The sequence below is a fragment of the Neorhizobium turbinariae genome (assembly GCF_023223505.1).
In the GTDB taxonomy this organism is placed as follows: Bacteria; Pseudomonadota; Alphaproteobacteria; order Rhizobiales; family Rhizobiaceae; genus Neorhizobium; species Neorhizobium turbinariae.
The window spans coordinates 14,503-34,369 of the sequence record NZ_JALPRY010000004.1; the positions used below are offsets into that span (position 1 = coordinate 14,503).

17 protein-coding genes are annotated in these 19,867 nt (G+C 61.9%); 8 read left to right on the forward strand and 9 right to left on the reverse strand.

Annotated elements, in window-relative coordinates; all coding sequences use genetic code 11:
- Positions 1-140: 140 nt before the first annotated feature.
- Positions 141-1,640 (reverse strand): ABC transporter substrate-binding protein, encoded by a 1,500-nt coding sequence (locus M0654_RS03055; protein ID WP_390919562.1) that lies wholly within the window; start codon positions 1,638-1,640, stop codon positions 141-143.
- A gap of 152 nt (positions 1,641-1,792) precedes the next feature.
- Positions 1,793-2,209, reverse strand: coding sequence for a DUF1801 domain-containing protein (locus tag M0654_RS03060; protein ID WP_248681781.1), 417 nt, complete (start codon positions 2,207-2,209; stop codon positions 1,793-1,795).
- Positions 2,210-2,296: 87 nt separating this feature from the next.
- Here M0654_RS03060 and M0654_RS03065 point away from each other — a divergent pair, with 87 nt between their 5' ends.
- Positions 2,297-3,043, forward strand: a complete 747-nt coding sequence (locus tag M0654_RS03065; protein WP_248681782.1) for a sulfate transporter family protein — start codon at positions 2,297-2,299, stop codon at positions 3,041-3,043.
- On the opposite strand, the gene nth is transcribed toward M0654_RS03065, so the two are convergent.
- Positions 2,996-3,799, reverse strand: a complete 804-nt coding sequence (gene nth / locus M0654_RS03070; RefSeq protein ID WP_248681783.1) for an endonuclease III — start codon at positions 3,797-3,799, stop codon at positions 2,996-2,998. The genes M0654_RS03065 and nth overlap by 48 nt on opposite strands.
- Positions 3,800-3,822: 23 nt before the next feature.
- Here nth and M0654_RS03075 point away from each other — a divergent pair, with 23 nt between their 5' ends.
- Together M0654_RS03075 and M0654_RS03080 are read left to right on the forward strand one after the other, a co-directional pair.
- Positions 3,823-4,320, forward strand: a complete 498-nt coding sequence (locus tag M0654_RS03075; protein WP_248681784.1) for a DUF2244 domain-containing protein — start codon at positions 3,823-3,825, stop codon at positions 4,318-4,320.
- Positions 4,321-4,446: 126 nt separating this feature from the next.
- A complete protein-coding gene (locus tag M0654_RS03080; RefSeq protein ID WP_248681785.1) occupies positions 4,447-5,343 on the forward strand; it encodes a methylated-DNA--[protein]-cysteine S-methyltransferase in 897 nt (298 codons plus the stop codon).
- 6 nt (positions 5,344-5,349) lie between these two features.
- Here the strand turns inward: M0654_RS03080 and M0654_RS03085 are convergent, their stop codons facing one another.
- Entirely contained in the window at positions 5,350-6,282 is a 933-nt protein-coding gene (locus M0654_RS03085) for a sugar-binding transcriptional regulator (protein WP_390919564.1), read from the reverse strand.
- A gap of 249 nt (positions 6,283-6,531) precedes the next feature.
- Here M0654_RS03085 and tal point away from each other — a divergent pair, with 249 nt between their 5' ends.
- Positions 6,532-7,497, forward strand: coding sequence for a transaldolase (gene tal / locus M0654_RS03090; RefSeq protein WP_248681787.1), 966 nt, complete (start codon positions 6,532-6,534; stop codon positions 7,495-7,497).
- Between the two features lie 218 nt (positions 7,498-7,715).
- Entirely contained in the window at positions 7,716-8,849 is a 1,134-nt protein-coding gene (locus M0654_RS03095; protein WP_248681788.1) for a hypothetical protein, read from the forward strand.
- 58 nt (positions 8,850-8,907) lie between these two features.
- On the opposite strand, the gene lysS is transcribed toward M0654_RS03095, so the two are convergent.
- The 5 genes from lysS to M0654_RS03120 form a co-directional block, all read right to left on the reverse strand.
- Positions 8,908-10,407: a lysine--tRNA ligase gene (lysS, locus tag M0654_RS03100; RefSeq protein ID WP_248681789.1), complete on the reverse strand. Its 1,500-nt coding sequence runs from the start codon at positions 10,405-10,407 to the stop codon at positions 8,908-8,910.
- A gap of 203 nt (positions 10,408-10,610) precedes the next feature.
- Positions 10,611-12,068 (reverse strand): glutamate--tRNA ligase, encoded by a 1,458-nt coding sequence (gltX, locus tag M0654_RS03105; protein WP_248681790.1) that lies wholly within the window; start codon positions 12,066-12,068, stop codon positions 10,611-10,613.
- 152 nt (positions 12,069-12,220) lie between these two features.
- Positions 12,221-14,011: an SLC13 family permease gene (locus M0654_RS03110; RefSeq protein ID WP_256371651.1), complete on the reverse strand. Its 1,791-nt coding sequence runs from the start codon at positions 14,009-14,011 to the stop codon at positions 12,221-12,223.
- Positions 14,012-14,174: 163 nt separating this feature from the next.
- On the reverse strand, positions 14,175-14,945 hold the full coding sequence (locus M0654_RS03115; protein ID WP_248681791.1) for a TerC family protein: 771 nt from the start codon (positions 14,943-14,945) through the stop codon (positions 14,175-14,177).
- A gap of 97 nt (positions 14,946-15,042) precedes the next feature.
- Positions 15,043-15,744, reverse strand: a complete 702-nt coding sequence (locus M0654_RS03120; protein WP_118850511.1) for a TetR/AcrR family transcriptional regulator — start codon at positions 15,742-15,744, stop codon at positions 15,043-15,045.
- 132 nt (positions 15,745-15,876) lie between these two features.
- Here M0654_RS03120 and M0654_RS03125 point away from each other — a divergent pair, with 132 nt between their 5' ends.
- The 3 genes from M0654_RS03125 to M0654_RS03135 all read left to right on the forward strand — a co-directional run bounded on the left by M0654_RS03125 (position 15,877) and on the right by M0654_RS03135 (position 19,856).
- Positions 15,877-17,085 (forward strand): HlyD family secretion protein, encoded by a 1,209-nt coding sequence (locus M0654_RS03125; RefSeq protein WP_248681792.1) that lies wholly within the window; start codon positions 15,877-15,879, stop codon positions 17,083-17,085.
- An 18-nt stretch (positions 17,086-17,103) separates the two neighbouring features.
- On the forward strand, positions 17,104-18,693 hold the full coding sequence (locus M0654_RS03130; protein WP_248681793.1) for a DHA2 family efflux MFS transporter permease subunit: 1,590 nt from the start codon (positions 17,104-17,106) through the stop codon (positions 18,691-18,693).
- 137 nt (positions 18,694-18,830) lie between these two features.
- Positions 18,831-19,856: a LacI family DNA-binding transcriptional regulator gene (locus M0654_RS03135; RefSeq protein ID WP_248681794.1), complete on the forward strand. Its 1,026-nt coding sequence runs from the start codon at positions 18,831-18,833 to the stop codon at positions 19,854-19,856.
- Positions 19,857-19,867: the final 11 nt, after the last annotated feature.

The following is a 19,867-nucleotide window of genomic DNA, read 5'->3' on the forward strand; positions in this document are numbered from 1 at the left end:
TAACTGCCGCCACCTTCTCCCCGCTTGCGGGAAGAAGGGCGATGCCGCTTCCTCACCGGATGGCACGCGGGGAATGACTGGGAGGAGATTCCCTCTCCCTGTCAGAACGAGGAACGGGCTAGGGTGAGGGGCAAAGCGCTTCACTCTTCCCAATGCACCTCCGTCAGGACGTTGGAAGGAATGGGCTCGTTTTCCCAAAGGCCTTTGACCTTGGCGTCCCAGATACCGAGCTTCGGCATGACGAACAGGAACAGCGCCGGCACGTCATTGGCGAGGATCTCTTGAGCCTCACCATAAAGCCGTTCCTGTTCGGCCGGGTCGGCCGTTGCCTCGATCGCCTTCAGCACCTCATTGAAGGCGGGGTTCTTGTAGTTGAAGTAGTAGGGATCGCGGGCATAGATATCGATGTCCATCGGCTCGGCATGCGCCACGATGGTCATGTCGTAGTCGGCGGCCTTCAGCACGTCCGCCACCCACTTGGCCGGAAACTCCGTGGTCTCGATGTTCATCGTCACGCCGACCTCAGCGAGCATCGCCTGCAGCACCTGCGAGGTGCGCTGCGCATAGGCCATCTGCGGCGCCTTGATCGTGAAGGTGAGGCCGTTCGCATACCCGGCTTCCGCCAGAAGCGCCTTGGCCTTTTCCGGATCGTAGGGATAGACGCCGGTCAGGTCCTTGTAGCCGCGGTCGTTCGGCGTGTAGTGGCTGCCGATCGGCGTGCCGTAGCCCGACCATGCGCCTTCAACCACCGTGGCGCGATCAACCGCCATCATCAGCGCCTGGCGCACGCGCTTGTCGTCAAACGGCTTGCGGCTGTTGTTCATGCCGGCAACGACCTTGAGTTCGGTATTGCCGATGACGGTTGCGAGCCGCTTGTCGCCCTCGAAGGATTTGACGAGTTCCGGCGCACCGAATTCCGGGAAAGCATCGACGTCGCCAGCGCGAAGCGCGGCAGCCTGCGCCTGCGGATCGCCGATGAAACGGAAAGCAGCACTCTCGAGCTTCACCGAGACAGACTTGTTCCAGTAGTCGGCGTTTTTCGCCAGGTCCACCTTGGAGCCCTTGGCCCAGCTGACGAACTTGAACGGCCCGGTGCCGATCGGGGTCGTCTTGTTGTCGGCAGCGGATTTCGGTTCGACCATGCTGGAGGCGGGCCAGCCCAGCCAGTAGAGCAGACTTCCGGCGGGTTCGCTGAGCTTCAGCACCAGGGTCGACGCATCCGGCGTTTCGACAGCTTCAATCGAGGCGAAGTAGCGCTTCTGCGGGTTGACGGAGTCGTTGCCGCGGGCTCGGTCGATCGAGAACTTTGCGACCGAACTGTCGAAGGGAACGCCGTTGTGGAAGGTCACGCCCTGGCGCAGCTTGAAGGTATAGGTCTTGCCGTCTTCGGAGATCTCCCAGCTTTCGGCAAGCTGCGGCTGGACCTTGCCATCCTTGTCGATGGTGGTCAGGCCTTCGAAGATATTCTGCCAGGTTACCTGGCCGATCGCGACCGGGGCGGCGACCGTCGGATCGAGGCCGGTCGGCTCGATGGCCATGCCAATCGTGATCGCAGTCTTCGGGGCAGCGAACGACGCCGGCGCACCGGCAAACACGGCTGTCCCCGCTAGGGCCAGCGCCATCAAGCCGCGTCGCGACATCATCCCCAGAGCGAACATACCCTTCATACCCAACGTCCCCTTATTCGTTAAGCAATTGGCCACAAGCAGTCGTAGTCTAAGGGCATTTCGCAGATGCACAATGGAGAATCTGACGGAACGCAGTGCCGTCCACGTTCCCGTCACGACCCCCGTCAAGCCTGCTTCTTCTTGCCCGGTTTTGGCGCCGTGTTCAGCGCAATCGCCGCGCGCACCAAAGCCTGGAGCGCCTCGCCATTGATCCGCTCGCCCTCATGGAGGTCGATCGCGCGGCGCGTGTTTCCCTCAAGGCTGGCGTTGAAAAGCCCGGCAGGATCCTCGAGCGCCGCGCCCTTGGCAAAAGTCAGTTTCACCACCGTCTTGTAGGTTTCGCCGGTGCAGATGATGCCGCCCTTTTCCCAGACGGGAACGCCGCGCCATTTCCACTCCTCGACGATCCCGGGCTCTGCCCCAAGGATGAGCTTTCGAACATTCGCAAGCGCCTCGCCGCGCCAGTCGCCGAGTTCGCGGATACGCTCGTCGATCTTGACGGACGGGCTGGTCTCGGTCGCTGCATTCGCTGGTCTCTCCATGTGCTGACCTCCTCACCGTCATCACGCCTGGCAACTTGCCCCCGGTTTTACGCCATCCTACATCTGTGCGGCAACCGGAGACCGTTCATGATCCTCGAGGCCGCTCGTCTTTCACTCGTCAATCTTTTCGCGCAGGAAACACGCGCGGCATTCTGGAAGACGCTGGGGCTGACGCTGCTTGTGCTGGTCGCGCTGTGGTTCGGCTTGCGCGAGATCTTCATCCTCTATGCCTGGCCATGGTTTGCCGCCTTTTTTCCGGACCTGCCGGAATGGGCCGGCTGGCTCACGCTTTTTGCGGCGATTGCCGCCGGTCTCGGGCTTGCGCTTGCGTTGGCATTGCTGATCGCGCCCATCACCGCGCTGATTGCCGGCCTGTTTCTCGATGACGTGGCGGAGGTGGTCGAGAAGCGCGATTATCCTAACGAGCCGCCGGGGAAGGCGCTGCCGCTCGGGCAGGCGATCCTCGGCTCCATTCAGTTCTTGGGCGTGGTGATCGTCGGCAACATCATCGCGCTCTTCTTGCTGTTCATCCCGGGCGTCAACCTGATCGCCTTTTTCCTGGTGAACGGTTACCTGCTCGGCCGCGAATTCTTCGAGTTCGCGGCGATGCGCTTCCGCTCGCCGAAGGAGGCGCGCGCCTTCCGCTCCAAGCATTCTTCGACAGTGTTCATCGCGGGGCTGCTGATCGCCTGCTTCCTGGCGATCCCGATCGTCAACCTGCTGACGCCGCTGTTTGCTGCAGGATTGATGGTCCACCTGCACAAGGCGGTCAGTAAGCGCGATCCGTCATTCACCCTCGACGGCGGCGCCGGCGCCAATCAACTGCGGCGGTAGCTCCACCAGCGGCGCCGGGATGTCGCAGGATTTTTCCGGCGAGCGGCAGAGATCGGCGATCACGCAGTGCTCGCATTCCGGGCGGCGCGCCTTGCAGGTGTAGCGCCCGTGCAGGATGAGCCAGTGGTGAGCGTGGAAGAGATATTGCTCCGGAATGACCTTGAGGAACTGCTCCTCCACCTCATCCGGTGTCTTGCCCGGCGCCATCAGCAGCCGGTTGCCGAGCCGGAAGACGTGCGTGTCGACGGCAAGCGTCGGAATACCGAAGGCCATGGACATGACCACGTTGGCGGTCTTGCGGCCCACACCCGGCAGCCGCGTCAGTTCTTCGCGCGTTCGCGGTACTTGTGATCCGAATTCGTCGATCAGCATGCGACAGAGCGCGATGACGTTCTTGGCCTTGTTTCGATAAAGCCCGATCGTCTTGATATGCTCGATGACGCCTTCTTCGCCGAGGGCCAGCATCTTTTCCGGCGTATCGGCCACCTTGAAGAGGCCGCGCGTCGCCTTGTTCACGCCGGCATCGGTCGCCTGCGCCGACAGCGCCACCGCCACCACCAGCGTGAACGGGTTTACATGCTCCAGCTCGCCCTTCGGCTCCGGCCGCTGGACGGAGAAGCGGCGGAAGATTTCTTCCATCTCGGCGGGCGTATAGGCAGACTTGAAGCGCTTCGGCCGGCGCTCGACCTTCTTGGCCGGAGCGCGATTTGACTTTTGCAAACTGCTGATGCTGGATTTCGGTTTGGGGCTTGCCATATGCACCTCTATAGCCAGCCTCCATGAAGGAACGCAACGTGGACGTCACCAATGACACGCCTGTCTTTGCGGCTGAACTGACGCCGTATCGCTCGCTCGGCAAGACCGGGTTTCGCGTCGTGCTGGCGCTGACGGGTGTCATCTGCCTCGGCTATGGCGTGTTCTTCTTGGCAACCGGCGCCTATCCGATCGGCTTCTTCTTCGGGCTCGATTTCCTCGGCCTCTATCTTGCGCTGAAGATGAGCTACCGGTCCGGGCGGCAGCGGGAAGAGGTGGTCGTGTCACGCACCGACCTGTCCATCCGCAAGTTCTCACCGGCGGGCCGCATGGTGGAGCACCGGTTCAACCCGTTCCGGGCGCGTTTCGACGTCAGGCGTCACGATGAATTCGGCATCATCGGCATGTATGTGACGGGCGAGGGCAGGGCGACCGACATCGGCTCCTTCCTTAACCCGGATGACCGCGAAAGTTTCGCCAAGGCCTTCATGGGCGCGCTTGCGACGGTAAAGCGCCGGATCTGACAATTTCTCGCAAAGCCACAAGAAACGGGTGGTTCGTGCGGCACTGAAGGGGCATGTTTGGCATCACGAACAGGCGATGAAGGTAGTCAGCGCGAGCTGATGACTTTGTCGCGGAGGAGAATGACCATGAACATGCTTGCAGAGATCACCGAAGCGAAGCTCGCCGAAACCGCGATCGACGTGACGCCGGAGGGTTCCGACTACGAGACGGTGCGCCAGGTCATCGAACTGGTAACGCTCGATTATCGCAACCAGCCGACGCTGGAGGCGATCGCCGCCGAGATCGGCCAGTCGCCGACGCAGCTGCAGAAACTTTTCACCCGCTGGGCGGGGCTGTCACCAAAAGCTTTCCTGCAGGCCGTGACGCTCGACCATGCCAAGCGCCTGCTCGGCAAGGAGGAACTGCCGTTGCTCGAGGCTTCCTATGAACTGGGGCTTTCCGGTCCGGGCCGCCTGCACGACCTTTTCGTGACCCACGAAGCGATGTCTCCCGGTGAATGGAAGGCACGCGGCGGCGGCTTGACGATCCGATACGGTTTCCACCCGTCACCCTTTGGGCAGGCGCTGGTGATGGCGACGGAGCGTGGCCTCTCCGGGCTCGCCTTTGCCGATCTTGGCGGCGAGACCGCGGCCTTCGAGGACATGGCGCGGCGCTGGCCAAATGCGCAATACGTGCATGACCAGGAAGCAACGGCTCCGTTTATCCGGCGCATCTTCGACCGTTCGCAGTGGTCGGCGGACCAGCCGTTGAAGGTCGTGCTGATCGGCACGGACTTCCAGGTGCGCGTCTGGAAAAGCCTGCTGAAGATCCCGTTCGGCAAGGCGGTGACCTATTCGCATGTCGCCAATGACATCGGCCAGCCAACGGCAAGCCGTGCGGTGGGTGCTGCGATCGGTGCCAATCCGATTTCCTTCGTGGTGCCCTGCCACCGGGCTTTGGGAAAAAGCGGGGCGCTGACCGGTTACCACTGGGGGCTCACCCGCAAGCGGGCGATCCTCGGCTGGGAAGCGGGGAATGCCTGAGGCGCCTCAGGCCTCTTCCGCCAGCCGCAACAATTCCCGCGCCGCCGTCTCGTCGGTAATCAGCGTATTGCAGCCGATGCGGCGGATGGTGGCGCGGATGGCCACCGCCCGGTGGGCGCCGCCCGAAGAAAGCACGATGTGCCTGGCTTTCTTCAGCGTATCGAGATCGACCGACATCACCCGGTCGTTCAGCGCGTGATCGACCGAACGGCCGTCCTCATCGAGGAAGTTGAACATCGTGTCGCAGACGCAGCCGGCGGCGATCAGCCGTTCCAGCTCCGCCTTGGAGATGAAACCTTCGGAAAGCGATGTGGAATGCGGGCCGATGTCGCCGCAGCTGACGACCGCGAGGTCGAGGTTTTCCGCCAGGTCGTAGATCGCCTTCAGACCGCATTTTTCGATCAGCGCCTGCTTTGTCTTCACCGAATCGACAAGCAGGGGGGCGAGGAACATGTAACACTCGGCGTTCAACTGTCCGGCAAAACGCCATGTATAATCGATCGGGTTCGTCTGGTGCACGGCGACGATGCCGCCAAGCAGGGAGACGACCTTGCAGTTCTCCTTGCGCTGCGGGCGAAAGCTTGAAAGCGAGGCGGTCATGGTGCGCCCCCAGCCGACGCCAATCGTCATGTTGTCCTGCACCGATTCGGTCAGGAACTGGCCGAGCGCCAGGCCGACAGCCGTTGCAATCGATTCCGCGCTCGTGTCCTTGGGCTCCGGCACGACCAGCGCCTCGTCCAGCCCATAGGCCTTTTCCAGCCGAGTGCTGAGGTCAAGACAGCTGTCGATGCCCTCGCTGATCCAGATCTGCACCTCTGACCGCTTCATCGCCTCGTCGAGCATGCGAATGACCGTGGACCGGCTGATTCCCAGCCGTTCGGCCACGTCCTTCTGCGTCAGGCCCTGGTTATAATAGAGCCACGCTGCGCGCAGCCGCATCGAGGCCGCGTCGGAATAGGCATTATGGGTCTCGCGTCTCAGTCTCGCCAAAGGGCCGTCCTAATATTCATTCCATCGTCCCTTGCATATTGTTCGAGATGGAACATATGTCAATTCGTGAAGACAAATGTCTTGACTTGCTAACCATGAAGCGGTGATAGTCAGTCATCGCGCTGCGGCTCTCCCTTGAGGAGCCAATCGAAGCCGCCTGCGTTCAGGGCTTACGCTTCCCAATGAGGATTTATTCGGATGACGTCGAAACTAGAGCAACTTCGTTCCATGACTGTAGTCGTCGCCGATACCGGCGACATTGAAGCCGTCGCGCGGCTGAAGCCGGTGGATTGCACGACCAATCCGTCCATCGTGCTGAAGGCGATCGGCTCACCGGCCTTTGCCGACAAGTTCAAGGAAGCCGTTTCCTGGGGCCGCAAGCAGAACGGCAATGACGATGCGATCGTGGCAGCCGTTGCCGACCGCCTGGCGATCAGCGTTGGTGCCGCTCTCGCCGAAATCGTCCCTGGCCGCGTTTCGACCGAAGTTGATGCCGACCTGTCCTTCGACACCGAAGCCTCGATCGCCAAGGCGCACCAGATCATTGCCGCCTACAAGGAGCTCGGCATCGAGCGCGAGCGCATCCTCATCAAGCTGGCGTCGACCTGGGAAGGCATCCGCGCTGCCGAAGTGCTGCAGACGGAAGGCATCGATTGCAACCTGACGCTTCTCTTCAGCCAGGCCCAGGCGATCGCCTGCGCCGAAGCCAAGGTCTTCCTCATTTCGCCCTTCGTCGGCCGCATCCTCGACTGGCACAAGAAGGCGACTGGCCAGGACTACACGGCTGAAACGGATCCGGGCGTCATCTCGGTTCGCAACATCTACAACTACTACAAGGCCAACGGCATCTCGACGATCGTGATGGGCGCGTCCTTCCGCAATGTTGGCGAAATCGAAGCGCTGGCGGGCTGTGACCGCCTGACGATTTCGCCGAACCTGCTCGACGAGCTGGACAAGGCCGAAGGCAAGCTGGAGCGCAAGCTGAGCCCCGAAACCTTCACCGCCGAACCGATGCAGTCGATCGACGAGAAGACCTTCCGCTGGATGCTCAACGAAGACCAGATGGCGACCGAAAAGCTGTCGGACGGTATTCGCCTGTTCTCCAAGGACCTCACGGCGCTCCGGGAACTCGTCCGCAAGGAACTGCTGCGCGCCGCCGCCTAAGGCGACCTGAAGCTGACGAATTGAGAAAGTCGGAGCCCGCCCTTGCGCGGGCTTCGGCTTTTTTATGTGCCGCCTGAACTATTGCCGAAACAACGGCCGGTCGTTCAAAATTCAGCGCGCCGCTTAAACCTTCATCAAGAACAATGACCCATGTTAGCGGCCATATTCCATTTGTTGGTTTTTGCGTTCGTGGAGTTGTTCATGCCGGAGCTCGGCACGTGAAGGGTCTCAAGTTCCGGTTATCGAAGAAGCTCATCTTCGTCTTGATGGGCAGCATTGTCGTGCTTGGCGGGGGCAGTGGCGCGGCGGCCGTATTTGTCGGCACCGACAAGATCCTCGGCCCTTCCTATCTGGAACTTAACGGCCTTTCCTGCACCACCATCGAGACGGTCAAGATCAAGCGCAACAAGCGTTATTGGGTCCGTAAATTCGTTGTTGCCGACGGGCAGGGCGACGGCATGGCGCGGCTGAAGACGGCGCTTCGTGTTGCCAAGGCCGTGCAGGAAAAGGAAAAGGCGGACCTCGTCCAGGTGGCCATGCTCGACAAGAGCGGCCCGACGACGCGCGCGCAGATGCGCGGTCGTATGATCGGCGCGCAGGTGATCTACATCCCTGATACGTCCAAGGCGCCCGATGGCGTCACGGCGCAGACCTATTCCGCTTATTATGTCGATGGCACTGCGGCGCCCTCCGGCGAGTTCTACGGCATGCGCATCGACTTGCCGCTCGAAGACGTGGAAGGCATGACCGCACGCCTTACCGACACTGCAGATTGCGTCGATCCGCCGTCCGCCATTCCCGCGGATGGTCATGGCGCCGCGTCCGGCCACGGCGACAAACCGAAGGGCGATGCGCACGGCGAAGCCAAGGACCACGGCAAGACGGAAGGCTATGGCGAAGCGTCCGGACATGATGCGGCCCCCACCGCGGAAGGCCATGACGCGCCGGCCGAAGGCCATGGCGAAGAGGTGGCTGCCAAGCAGAGCGGTGGTTTCCTGAGTTCGATCACCGGCATGTTCTTTGGCGGCAGGCAAGAAGCGCCCGCGGAGGATCATGCTGTGGAAGGCGCCGAGCATTCCGCACCGGAAGACGAACCTGCCCAGGCCGCGCATGCACCCGAGCCTGCGCCGGAACCCCGCACGTCTGCTGAAGGCGGAAAACGCTGGTCGAAACAGACGGCGGCTGATGCCTTGCATTCCGACACGCTAAAGCCGGAAGTAGAACACGCCGAAGCTGCACCCAAGCCGGTGGACGGGTCAACGGAGGCGGATGCCGCCGGTGCCGCCTGGCTTGCAAAATTGCGCGGTGAAGCCGCCGCAGAACATCCCGCGGAGCCTGCACCCACGCATTGAGAGACAAACGAAAAAGGCGGCCGTTGAGCCGCCTTTTCTTGTTTCACTTGTCCGACAGTTAGTCCGCCTTGGCCCGGCGTGCCGGGAAGAGGATGACGTCGCGGATCGACGGCGCGTCGGTCAAGAGCATCACCAGCCGGTCGACGCCGATGCCGAGGCCGCCTGCCGGCGGCATGCCCTGGTCGATCGCGTCCAGGAACTCGTCGTCCAACTGCTTGTCCTTTTCGCCACGCGCATGCGCCTGCTCGAGCTGTTCGACCATGCGCCTGCGCTGCTCTTCCGGGTCATTGAGCTCGGAGAATGCGTTGCCCAGTTCCCAGGCATTGCAGTAGGTCTCAAAACGTTCAACGAGGCGCGGCTCGCCCGGTACTTCCTTGGCGAAGGGCGAGATGTCCTTCGGGAAATGCGTGACGTGGCTCGGCTGGATCAGCGTCGGCTCGACCTTTTCCTCAAAGATGAAGGCAAGGCATTCGCCCCAGGTCCAGTCCTTCTCGACCTCGAAACCGGCAGCCTTGGCGGCGGCGCGGGCTTCCTCGTCGGTCTTGATCGCCAAGAAGTCGATGCCCGTCGCTTCCTTGACGGCATCCGGCATAGGCACGCGCTTGAACGGGCCCTTGAAGGACAGTTCCTTGTCGCCGAACTTGAACTCGGTGGTGCCGTGGATGGTCATCGCAAGCCGGGCAAACAGGCGCTCCACGAGATCCATGATGTCCTCGTAGTCGGCGTAAGCCCAGTAGCACTCCATCATGGTGAACTCGGGATTGTGCCGGGTCGACACGCCCTCGTTGCGGAAGTTGCGGTTGATCTCGAAGACCTTGTCGGTGAGGCCCGATACCAGCGTGCGCTTCAGGAACAGTTCCGGCGCGATGCGCAGGTACATGTCGAGCTTCAGCGTGTTGTGGTGGGTCTTGAACGGCTCGGCGGTCGCGCCGCCATAAACCGAATGCAGCATCGGCGTTTCGACTTCCATGAAGCCGTCGTCTTCCATGAAGCGGCGGATGCCGGAGACAATGCGCGAGCGCTGCTGGAAGCGGAGCTTGGATTCCTCGTTCGTCATGATGTCGAGGTGCCGCTTGCGGTAGCGCAGCTCGATGTCGGAGAGACCATGCCACTTTTCCGGCATCGGCAGCAGCGATTTGGTCAGCATGATGATCGACTGCGCGTTGATCGTCAGCTCGCCACGCTTGGTGCGACGCACGACGCCGGTGACGCCGATGATGTCGCCGAGATCGATCAGCGGCAGCATAGCGCGCGCCTCTTCCGGCGTGGTGTCCTTGTGGGAGAAGATCTGAACCTTGCCGGAAGCATCATGGATATCCATGAACATGCCGGAGTTGCGCGAGGAATAGACACGGCCGGCAACGGTCACGACATCCTGCGTTTCGACGTCCGCCTCGAGGTTCTTGTACTTCTCGGCCAGCTCCGCATTGGTCATGGTGCGGTGGAAATGCGCCGGATAAACGTCGCCGATCTTCTCGCGCAGGATAGCAAGCTTCTGGGCGCGCACCTGGGTGGCATCGGAGGAGAGGGCGGTTTCGGTCGTGGTGTTCTCGGTCATCGTTCAAATCCTGTTGCGGCGGTGCCGCGCGGCCAACGTCTCCGTATCCGTCATTCCTGTGCTTGTCACAGGAACCCAGTGCGCCCGACTCCTTGGGCGCGAGAGACCTTATGCATTCCTTACGGCGCCGACGCGCCGTAGCTGGGTTCCTGTTACAAGCACGGGAATGACGGAGGGAAGGGAGTGCCTTGCCTCCGCAGGCATTATTTCCCGTCGCCGACCATCGAGGCGACGACCGTCGCGGCAACCTTCAACCGCTGGCGCACGACCGAGCGGCCGAGGATCGCCATTGAATCGAACAGTGGCAGCGACCGCGACGAACCGGACATGGCAACGAACAGCGGCGGGGTTACCACGCGCAGCTTCTTGCCGAGCTTGTCGGCGACGTTACGCAGTTCCGCGTCGATCGACTCGACGTTCCACTCGACCATCTTTTCGAAATCGGCCTGGACCGTGTTGATGATCTCCAGCGTCTCCGCCGGGCTGGTCTTCAGGCCCGCGAAGGAAGCCGGCGTCAGGCCGACATCGCTCGAAAGGAGGAAGCCGGCCAGGTTCGGCAGTTCGCCAAGCTTGGAAATGCGGCTCTGCGAATGCTTCAGGCCTTCCGTCAGGCGGCTGTTTTCCATCGCCCATTCGAGCGTGCGGGACACGAATTCTTCCGGCGAAAGCTTTTCACGGATCCAGCGACCGTTCAGCCAGTCGAGCTTCTGGATGTCGAAGATCGCACCGGCCTTGGACAGGTTGTCGGCATCGAACTTTTCGATCAGCTCGTCCATGGTGAGCAGTTCCTCGCCTTCCGCCATCTGGATGAAGAAGAGGCCGAGGAAGTTCATCAGCGCTTCCGGCAGGTAGCCGAGGGCCGAGTAGTAGGAGATCGAGGTCGGGTTCTTGCGCTTCGACAGCTTCGACTTGTCGGCATTGCGCATCAGCGACAGGTGCATGAAGACCGGCTGTTCCCAGCCGAAATAACGGTAAAGCAGGATGTGCTTTGGCACAGATGCCAGCCATTCCTCGCCGCGCGCCACATGGGTGATCTTCATCAGGTGGTCGTCGATGACGTTCGCCATGTGGTAGGTCGGCATGCCGTCGCCCTTGATGAGAACCTGCATGTCCACCGAGTCCCACGGGATCGACACGTCGCCGTAGACGCCGTCGGTGAAGTCGCACGAACCTGAGGTCGGGATCTTCATGCGAATGACCGAGGTCTCGCCGGCTTCCATCTTGGCCGTCACTTCCTCAGCCGTCAGGTTGAGGCAGAGGCCATCGTATTTCGGCGGCTTGCCGGCGGCGCGCTGGCCTTCGCGCATCTGTTCGAGACGTTCCGGCGTGCAGAAGCAGCGGAAGGCATGGCCCTTGTCGAGCAGTTCCTGCGCGTAGGGCTGGTACATGTCCTTGCGGTCGGACTGGCGGTAGGGGCCGTAGGGCCCGCCGATATCCGGGCCCTCCGCCCAGGACAGGCCGGTCCAGCGCAGCGCGTCGAGGACCTTTTCTTCGAACTCGCGCGTCGAACGCGTCGCGTCGGTGTCTTCAATGCGCAGGATGAACTCGCCGCCATGCTTCTTGGCGAAGAGGTAGTTGAACAGTGCGATATAGGCCGTCCCGACATGCGGCTCGCCGGTGGGCGACGGTGCGATACGGACGCGGGGTTTCGTGGCAATCATGGAAAATGCTCTATCTGCGGCGCAAAGGCGCCAGCCTGTCTTCAAACAATGCGGATTGGCGCAGGCTTAGGCCATAATAAGGCGCAAGCGTCAAGATTATGTGGGAAAAGTCGTCGCGGGGCGGGTGGTGAAGCGTCCCTCAGATCACGCCGTCAGTTCACGGGCCACACATATAGCAGCGCGGGGATGCTGACGAGCACGATCAGGCAGGACAGCGGCAGGCCGAGCCTCGGATAGTCCGAGAACTTGTAGCCGCCGGGGCCGAAGACAAGCGTATTGCACTGATGGCCGACGGGGGTGAGGAAGTCGCAGCCGGCACCGATCGCAACGGCCATGAGGAAGGCTTCCGGCCTGAAGCCAAGATTGGTCGCAAAGCTTGCGGCGATCGGCGCCATGACCAGCACGGTCGCGGCATTGTTGAGGAACGGGGTCACAGCCATGGCGGTGACGAGGATCAGGCCGAGAGCGCCCCAGGCCGGCATGCTCGCAGCCGCCTCGCCGAGCCAGCCGGCGATCAGGTCGCTGCCGCCGGTCGTCCTCAGCGAGTCCGATACCGGGATCAGCGCCGCCAGCATCACCAGGATCGGCCCATCGACGGACTTGTAGATATCGGCCAGCGGGATCACCCGGAACACCACCATTCCCAGTGCCGCAGCAAAGAAGGCGACGGCAACCGGGGCCAGGCCGACCGCGGTCGTTGCCATGGCGAGCGCCAGGATGATGAGCGGAATGAAGGCGCGGCGCTTCGTGCCGAGCATGATTTCCTGCTGTGCGAGCGGCAGCAGGGCAAAGTCCTGCATGACCCGCGGAAGGTTTTCACGCGTTCCCTGCAGTACCAGCACGTCGCCGCCGGAAAGGGTCAGCGAACCAAGGCGTTCCTTGACACGTTCGCCGCGGCGGCTCACCGCCAGGATGTTGACGCCGCGCGTATAGGAAAGCGCCATCTCCTTCGCCGACAGACCTTTAAGCGGCGAGTCCTGGCTGATGATCGCCTCGATCGAGATCAGGTCCTCGGCAAGCTGGCCGTTGTGCTTGAGCGGCTTGCCGGACAGCTTCAGCTTGCCGGACGAGATGATGCGGTCGAGCGCCGAGGATGGGCCTTCGAGCAGCACGATGTCGTTCTCCCGCAAGGTGAGGTCCGGGAAGGGCGACATGCGCACCGTCCCGCGTAGCACGGCAGTCGCGATCGCCTCGCCGTCGCCGAGCTTCAGAAGCTCACTGACCGGGCCATTCAGCACCGTGGAGTCGGCCTGCACCATGGCTTCGGAGGTGTAGTTCTTGATCTCGATGGCATCCTCGATCGATGAGTTCTGCTTGGTGCGGCTCGGGACGAGCCAATGGAAGAAAATCAGGAAGGTGACGCCGACAAGGGTCAGGATCACGCCCATCGGCGTGAAGTCGAACATGGTGAAGGAGGTGCCGGTCATCTCTTCGCGCAGCCGCGACACGACGATGTTGGGCGAGGTGCCGATCTGTGTCATCAGGCCGCCAAGCAGCGCCGAAAACGACATCGGCATCAGGTATTTCGAAGGCGACACGCCGGACTTCTTGGCGAACTGGAAAGCGACCGGCATCATGATCGCCAGCGCGCCGATATTCTTGATGAAGGCGGAGAAGACCGCGACCACGATCATCAGCAGCGCCAGCTGCAGGTGGACCGAGCCAAGGTTCGGGAAGAATTTCTTGATTGCGGTGTTGACGATGCCCGAGCGCGCCACGCCGGCGCTCACGACCAATGCGCTGCCGACGATGATGACGATATCGTCCGAAAAGCCCGAAAATGCCTTGTCTGCCGGCACGACGCCAAGCACCACCGCCACAATCAGGGCGCAGCAGGCGACGACGTCATAACGGAAGCGATCCCAGATGAAGACGACCATCATCGCAGCGATGACGGCGAAGGCGAAAATCTGCGGCTGGGTCATGCGGCTCCGGGCAGGCAGGATCGGCAAGAACTGCCGAACGTGTTGAAGTGCTCTTCAACTTCCATCTGCCCGTGAAGTTCCGCTGTCGATAGGCTTGCCCGATGAATGTCCGGAAACGGACGTTGCTGGCGTCAATAAGCGGTGGCGGCCGTCACGCAACGGCCGCCACCGTGTCACTATCTCAGTGCAGCGTCTTTGCCACCTGCCCCGCCTTTTTCTTCGCCCGGGCGTTGCGCGCAAACATGTTGAGCGCTTCGACGCCGGCGGAAAACGCCATGGCCGCGTAGATGTAGCCCTTCGGCACATGCACGCCGAACCCTTCGGCAATCAGCGTGCCGCCAATCATCAGCAGGAAGGCGAGCGCCAGCATGACGATGGTTGGGTTGCGCTCGATGAAGTTGGCAAGCGGTGTTGCGGCCACCAGCATCACCGTGACGGCAGCCACGACGGCGACGATCATGATCGGCAGGTGAGGGGTCATGCCGACGGCGGTGATGATGCTGTCGATCGAGAAAACGAGGTCGAGGACCAGGATCTGGCCGATCGCCGAGGTGAACGTCATCTGCGCGACATCCTTGCCGGCGCCGACCAGGTCTTCCTTATGGTCGACCACGTCCACCGAGTGGTGGATTTCCTTGGTCGCCTTGTAGACGAGGAACAGGCCTCCGGCGATCAGGATCAGGTCCTTCCAGGAGAAGGCATGGCCGAAGGCCTCGAAGATCGGGTTGGTCAGCTTGACGATCCAGGCGACGGTGCCCAGCAGGCCCAGGCGCATGATCAGCGCCAGTCCGATGCCGATCTTGCGTGCCCGTTCCCGGTGCTCGGGAGGCAACTTGTTCGTCAGGATGGAAATGAAGATCAGGTTGTCGATGCCAAGCACGACTTCCATGACCACGAGTGTAACGAGCGCTACCCAGGCCGCCGGGTCTGCTACGAGCGCCGCAATGTCCATCCATATCTCCTGTCTCAATCAGAGCGCGTAAATGCGGCCCCGATCTAGGAAGCGGAGGATGAAAAACAAGATGAAGTTGTACCTGGACCGCCTGAAATCAGGCGGGTTCGGGCACTTTTGCGATCACGGATGCGTCATGCGTGCCATATGCTGCCATAAAGACGCGTATCGCACCCTTCACTGCTCGTGAAAGTTCGTGTTCCGGCGGCACGTCCAGCAGGTCCCCAAACAGGCGCGCCTTGAAGAAGGTCGCGCTCGACATGTCGATGAACTGGCGTGCTGCAAGCTCCTTGTCGTCCACCTTCAGGTTCCCGAGCTCGATATGGCGCTCGATGAATTCCTCCAGAACGGTTCGCACGTTCTGAGAAGGCGAATTGAAGAAGTGCTGACAGAGGCGCGGCAGCCGGTCAACGACGCCGATCACGGTGCGCATCGCATCGATCACCTGAGGAGCGGTGATGTGGCTCGTGAAGCCCATGCCGAACCGGTATAGACCGTCCTCGACTTCCTCACTGCCAGCGAGGATGTCGCGCATCTGGTGGGTGATGCGTTCCTTTTCCTGCGCAACGATCGCGCCGAACAGGGCTTCCTTGTTTTCGAAGTAGACGTAGATGGTGCCCTTGGAGACACCTGCTTCGCGGGTAATGTCGTTCATGCTGGCCGCATCGAAGCCGAGACGCATGAAGACAGCCTTGGCGCCTTCTATGATCTGCTCACGTTTGGCCGGATCCGCACCCGCGGCGAAACGCCCCGCTGGAACGGGATCGGCTTTTTCTTGTTTCCTTTTCTGGCTGGCCATGTTGCGCCCTTTTTAACCTTTTCGAACCGCGTGGTTCGATTGGACTTGATATGTGGCATCGAAAGGTCTATGTCAAGGCCACTGAACCGATCGGTTCGATTTGATCACGCTCCCAAACACGGTATCGAGACGATGACGGCCTCTCATAATTCCAGCGCCCTTCGCGCTGTAAAGACGGAAAATGCTGGTCCGGAGACCGAGGCACGGCAGGAGCCTGCGCAAGAGCAGCCGGCGGCAGCCGACGCCGTTGCGGCTCCCGCTGCGCATCAGGCCCCTGAAAAGAAGAAGCGTCGCGGCTTCATCTTGCCCATTATCGCTCTTGCTGTTCTGGGTGCCGGCGGCTGGTATGGCTATGGCTGGTGGACCGATGGTCGCTTCATGGTTTCGACCGACGACGCCTATGTGGAAGGTGACATTGCGGTCATTTCTCCCAAGGTTTCCGGTTATGTCGCCAAGGTGAACGTGGTCGAGAACCAGGCGGTGAAGGCAGGCGATCCGCTGGTCACGCTGGATGACGAAGATTACCAGCTGGCGCTGCGCAAGGCGCTGACCGCAATCGAATCCGCCAAGCTTGCGGTGTCGCGCATCGATGCACAGATCGCCGGCGCCGAAGCCGCACTCGCCCAGGCGAAGGCGCAGGAAGGTGCCCTTCAGGCCGCCGTTCGTGGCGCCGAGATCAATGAAAAGCGCGCCACTAGCCTGCAGCAGAGCTCGGTCGGTACCGCCGCCTCGCTCGACAATGCGCAGGTCGCATTGGAGCAGGCGCGGGCCAACCTCGTTGCCGGCCAGGCCGGTGTCAGCTCGGCCGAAGCCAATATCGGCCTCCTCAAGGCTCAGCGCGCCGAAGCGATCAATACGATCCGCATCCAGGAATTGGCACGTGACCAGGCGCAGCGCGACCTCGGCTTCACGGTGCTGAAGGCGCCTTATGACGGCGTGATCGGCAACCTGTCGGTCCAGACCGGCGATCTGGTGTCTGCGGGCAAGCGCCTCGCATCACTGGTTCCGCTGAGCGAGCTGTATATCGAGGCTAATTTCAAGGAAACGCAGATCGGCAATCTGCAGCCTGGTTCCAAGGTTCGCGTCCATGTCGACGCCTACGAGGAACACACGATCACCGGCACGGTGGAGTCGATTGCTCCGGCCTCCGGCGCTGTGTTCTCCATGCTGCCGCCGGAAAATGCGACCGGCAACTTCACCAAGGTGGTGCAGCGCGTCCCGGTGCGGATCTCGATCCCGAAGGAAGACCTGGAACGTCAGCACCTGCGTGCAGGGCTCTCGGTTGTCGTTGATGTCGATACGCGCACGGCGCCCGGCAACACGGCCGTGGCCCAGAACTAACACCCAAGGAGAACGGCCATGGCAGGAGCAACGGCCGTAGCGGGCGCGCCTCAGGCGATGCCCGACGATCAACCTATGGATCGCCGCAAGCTCATCGCGTTCTTCGCGATGGTCTTCGGCATGTTCATGTCGATCCTCGACATCCAGATCGTGTCGGCATCGCTGGCCGAGATCCAGGCCGGTCTGTCGGCCGGCTCGGATGAGATCGCCTGGGTCCAGACCTCCTACCTGATCGCCGAAGTCATCATGATCCCCCTGTCGGGGACCCTGGCGCGCATCATCTCGACGCGCTACCTGTTTGCGATCTGCGCCGCCGGCTTCACGATCGCCAGCGCGCTCTGCGCCACCGCCTCGAACATCGAGGAAATGATCGTCTACCGCGCCCTGCAGGGCTTTATCGGTGGCGGCATGATCCCGTCGGTCTTCGCGGCAGCCTTCACCATTTTCCCGCCATCCAAGCGCAGCATCGTTTCGCCGCTGATCGGTCTCGTGGCAACGCTTGCGCCCACCATCGGCCCGACGGTCGGTGGTTATCTTAGCCACGCCTTTTCCTGGCACTGGCTGTTCCTGGTCAACATCATCCCCGGCGTCATCGTCACCGCCGTCACCTTCACGATGATCGACTTTGACAAGCCGCAGCTGCAGCTCATCAAGAAGTTCGACTGGTGGGGGCTGGCCTCCATGGCGGTCTTCCTCGGCTCGCTCGAATACGTGCTGGAGGAAGGCAACAACAAGGACTGGTTCAGCGACGAGCATATTGTCATGGGCACGGTCTTCGTTGTGCTCGGCGCGGTCGTCTTCTTCTGGCGGGCGTTCAAGGTCGAGTTCCCTGTGGTGGAACTGCGCGCCTTCGGCAATGCCAACTTCGCCTTCGGCTCGCTGTTTTCCTTCATCATGGGCGTCGGGCTTTACGGCCTCACCTATCTCTACCCGCTCTATCTCGGGCGCATCCGGGGATATGACTCGCTGATGATCGGCGAGACCATGTTCGTTTCCGGTATCGCCATGTTCGTGTCGGCGCCGATCGTCGGCAAGCTGTCGAACAATATGGACTTGCGGGTGATGATGGCGATCGGCTTTGCGGCGTTTGCGGCCGGCACCTGGCTGATGACCGGGATCACCGCCGACTGGGACTTCTATGAACTGCTGCTGCCGCAGGTGCTGCGTGGCTTCGGCATGATGATGTGCATGGTGCCGATCAGCAATATCGCGCTTGGTACGCTTGCGCCGCATCGCATCCAGGGTGCATCGGGTCTGTTCAACCTGACCCGTAACCTTGGCGGCGCCGTCGGTCTTGCCATCATCAACACGGCGCTCACCCAGCGTTCCGACCAGCATTATGCACGGCTTTCAGAACACGTGAATTACGGCAACCCCGCCGCCATGAACTGGCTGGACAGCGTCGGAGCGAACTACGATTCCTTCGGGCTCGATGGCGCGGCCGTGGCGCTCCAGAAGCTTTCCGGCATCCTCACCCAGCAGGCCTGGCTCCTGTCCTTCATGGACGTGTTCCTGGTGCTGACGGTGCTGTTTGCCAGCCTGATCCTGTTTGTCTTCATGATCGCCAAGCCTGCTCGGCCCGCCGGTGCCGGCGGCGGCGGCCACTGACCGCCAGAACACATTCCACCGCCGGAAAAGGGCCGCCACGCAAGTGACGGCCCTTTTTCTTTGCAAACGTTCCAACCGGCCAATTTTCTGATTTACGTACCTCAAATTCTGCGCTACGACCTCCTGCGGAGGAACGCATGAAGCCTACAGTCCACGACATCGCGCGATCCGCAGGCGTCAGCCTTGCCACCGTCGATCGCGTGCTGAACGGACGTCCAGGGGTGCGGGCGGTGACGCGTAGCAAGGTGGAGGAGGCCATCGCCGCACTCGGTTTCGTGCGCGACCTGGCGGCCGCAAACCTTGCCAAGAGCCGCACCTATTCCTTTGTTTTCATCCTGCCGGACTACGACAACTCCTTCATGAAGGGGTTGCGCCGCGAGGTGGTGGCGGCGAGCGAACGTGCCTCGACCGAACGCACCGAAATCCGCATTGTCGCCGTGCCGCATTTTGATCCGCATGCACTCGTGGCAGCACTGGAAGAGGTTCTGGCGGACAAGCCGAACGGCGTCGCCTTCGTGGCGATCGACGCCCCGGAAGTGAGGGAAATTGCCGCCAAGCTGAACGAGGCGGGCGTGCCGATGGTAACGCTGGTCTCCGACCTGCCGGCCTCGTCGCGTGATCATTATGCCGGCATCGACAACATTGCCGCCGGACGCACCGCCGGCAGCCTGCTGGGGCGCTTCCTGAGCGGCCGCGAGGCGCAGGTCGCGGTGCTGGCGGGCTCGATGCTGGTGCGCGACCACCGCGAGCGCGTTGAAGGGTTTCTTGCGGTCATGGCGGAAGCCTATCCCAATCTCCGCGTCCTGCCGGTGATCGAAGGCCGCGACGACAGCGCGCTCGTCGAGGAAAAGGTCTCCGAAGCATTCGAAGTGACGCCGGGTATCGCCGGTATCTACAGTCTCGGCGGCGGTAACCGCGGCTTGCTCCGCGTGCTGCGCAAGGTCCCTGTGGAGGCGCGGCCGGTTGTGGTTGCCCATGACCTGACGGACGCCACCCGCGCCGCACTCGGGGAGGGCATCATTGATGCCGTTCTCAACCAGGATGCGGGCCATGAGGTGCGCAGCGCCGTGCGCGTGCTGAAAGCGAAGGCCGACGGGCTGCCGGTGATCGAGGCCCAGGAGCGCATCCGCATCGACATATTCTTGAAGGACAATCTGCCGTGAAGGCGGAGGAT

Excerpts from the sequence above, each read along its gene's own strand:
- M0654_RS03065 (WP_248681782.1), top strand. The coding sequence starts at position 2,297 with ATGATCCTCGAGGCCGCTCGTCTTTCACTCGTCAATCTTTTCGCGCAG.
- M0654_RS03085 (WP_390919564.1), bottom strand. The coding sequence starts at position 6,282 with ATGCGGCTGCGCGCAGCGTGGCTCTATTATAACCAGGGCCTGACGCAG.
- M0654_RS03055 (WP_390919562.1), bottom strand. The coding sequence starts at position 1,640 with ATGTCGCGACGCGGCTTGATGGCGCTGGCCCTAGCGGGGACAGCCGTG.
- M0654_RS03075 (WP_248681784.1), top strand. The coding sequence starts at position 3,823 with ATGAAGGAACGCAACGTGGACGTCACCAATGACACGCCTGTCTTTGCG.
- nth (WP_248681783.1), bottom strand. The coding sequence starts at position 3,799 with ATGGCAAGCCCCAAACCGAAATCCAGCATCAGCAGTTTGCAAAAGTCA.
- M0654_RS03080 (WP_248681785.1), top strand. The coding sequence starts at position 4,447 with ATGAACATGCTTGCAGAGATCACCGAAGCGAAGCTCGCCGAAACCGCG.
- lysS (WP_248681789.1), bottom strand. The coding sequence starts at position 10,407 with ATGACCGAGAACACCACGACCGAAACCGCCCTCTCCTCCGATGCCACC.
- M0654_RS03115 (WP_248681791.1), bottom strand. The coding sequence starts at position 14,945 with ATGGACATTGCGGCGCTCGTAGCAGACCCGGCGGCCTGGGTAGCGCTC.
- M0654_RS03125 (WP_248681792.1), top strand. The coding sequence starts at position 15,877 with ATGACGGCCTCTCATAATTCCAGCGCCCTTCGCGCTGTAAAGACGGAA.
- tal (WP_248681787.1), top strand. The coding sequence starts at position 6,532 with ATGACGTCGAAACTAGAGCAACTTCGTTCCATGACTGTAGTCGTCGCC.
- M0654_RS03130 (WP_248681793.1), top strand. The coding sequence starts at position 17,104 with ATGGCAGGAGCAACGGCCGTAGCGGGCGCGCCTCAGGCGATGCCCGAC.
- M0654_RS03120 (WP_118850511.1), bottom strand. The coding sequence starts at position 15,744 with ATGGCCAGCCAGAAAAGGAAACAAGAAAAAGCCGATCCCGTTCCAGCG.
- M0654_RS03135 (WP_248681794.1), top strand. The coding sequence starts at position 18,831 with ATGAAGCCTACAGTCCACGACATCGCGCGATCCGCAGGCGTCAGCCTT.
- M0654_RS03060 (WP_248681781.1), bottom strand. The coding sequence starts at position 2,209 with ATGGAGAGACCAGCGAATGCAGCGACCGAGACCAGCCCGTCCGTCAAG.
- gltX (WP_248681790.1), bottom strand. The coding sequence starts at position 12,068 with ATGATTGCCACGAAACCCCGCGTCCGTATCGCACCGTCGCCCACCGGC.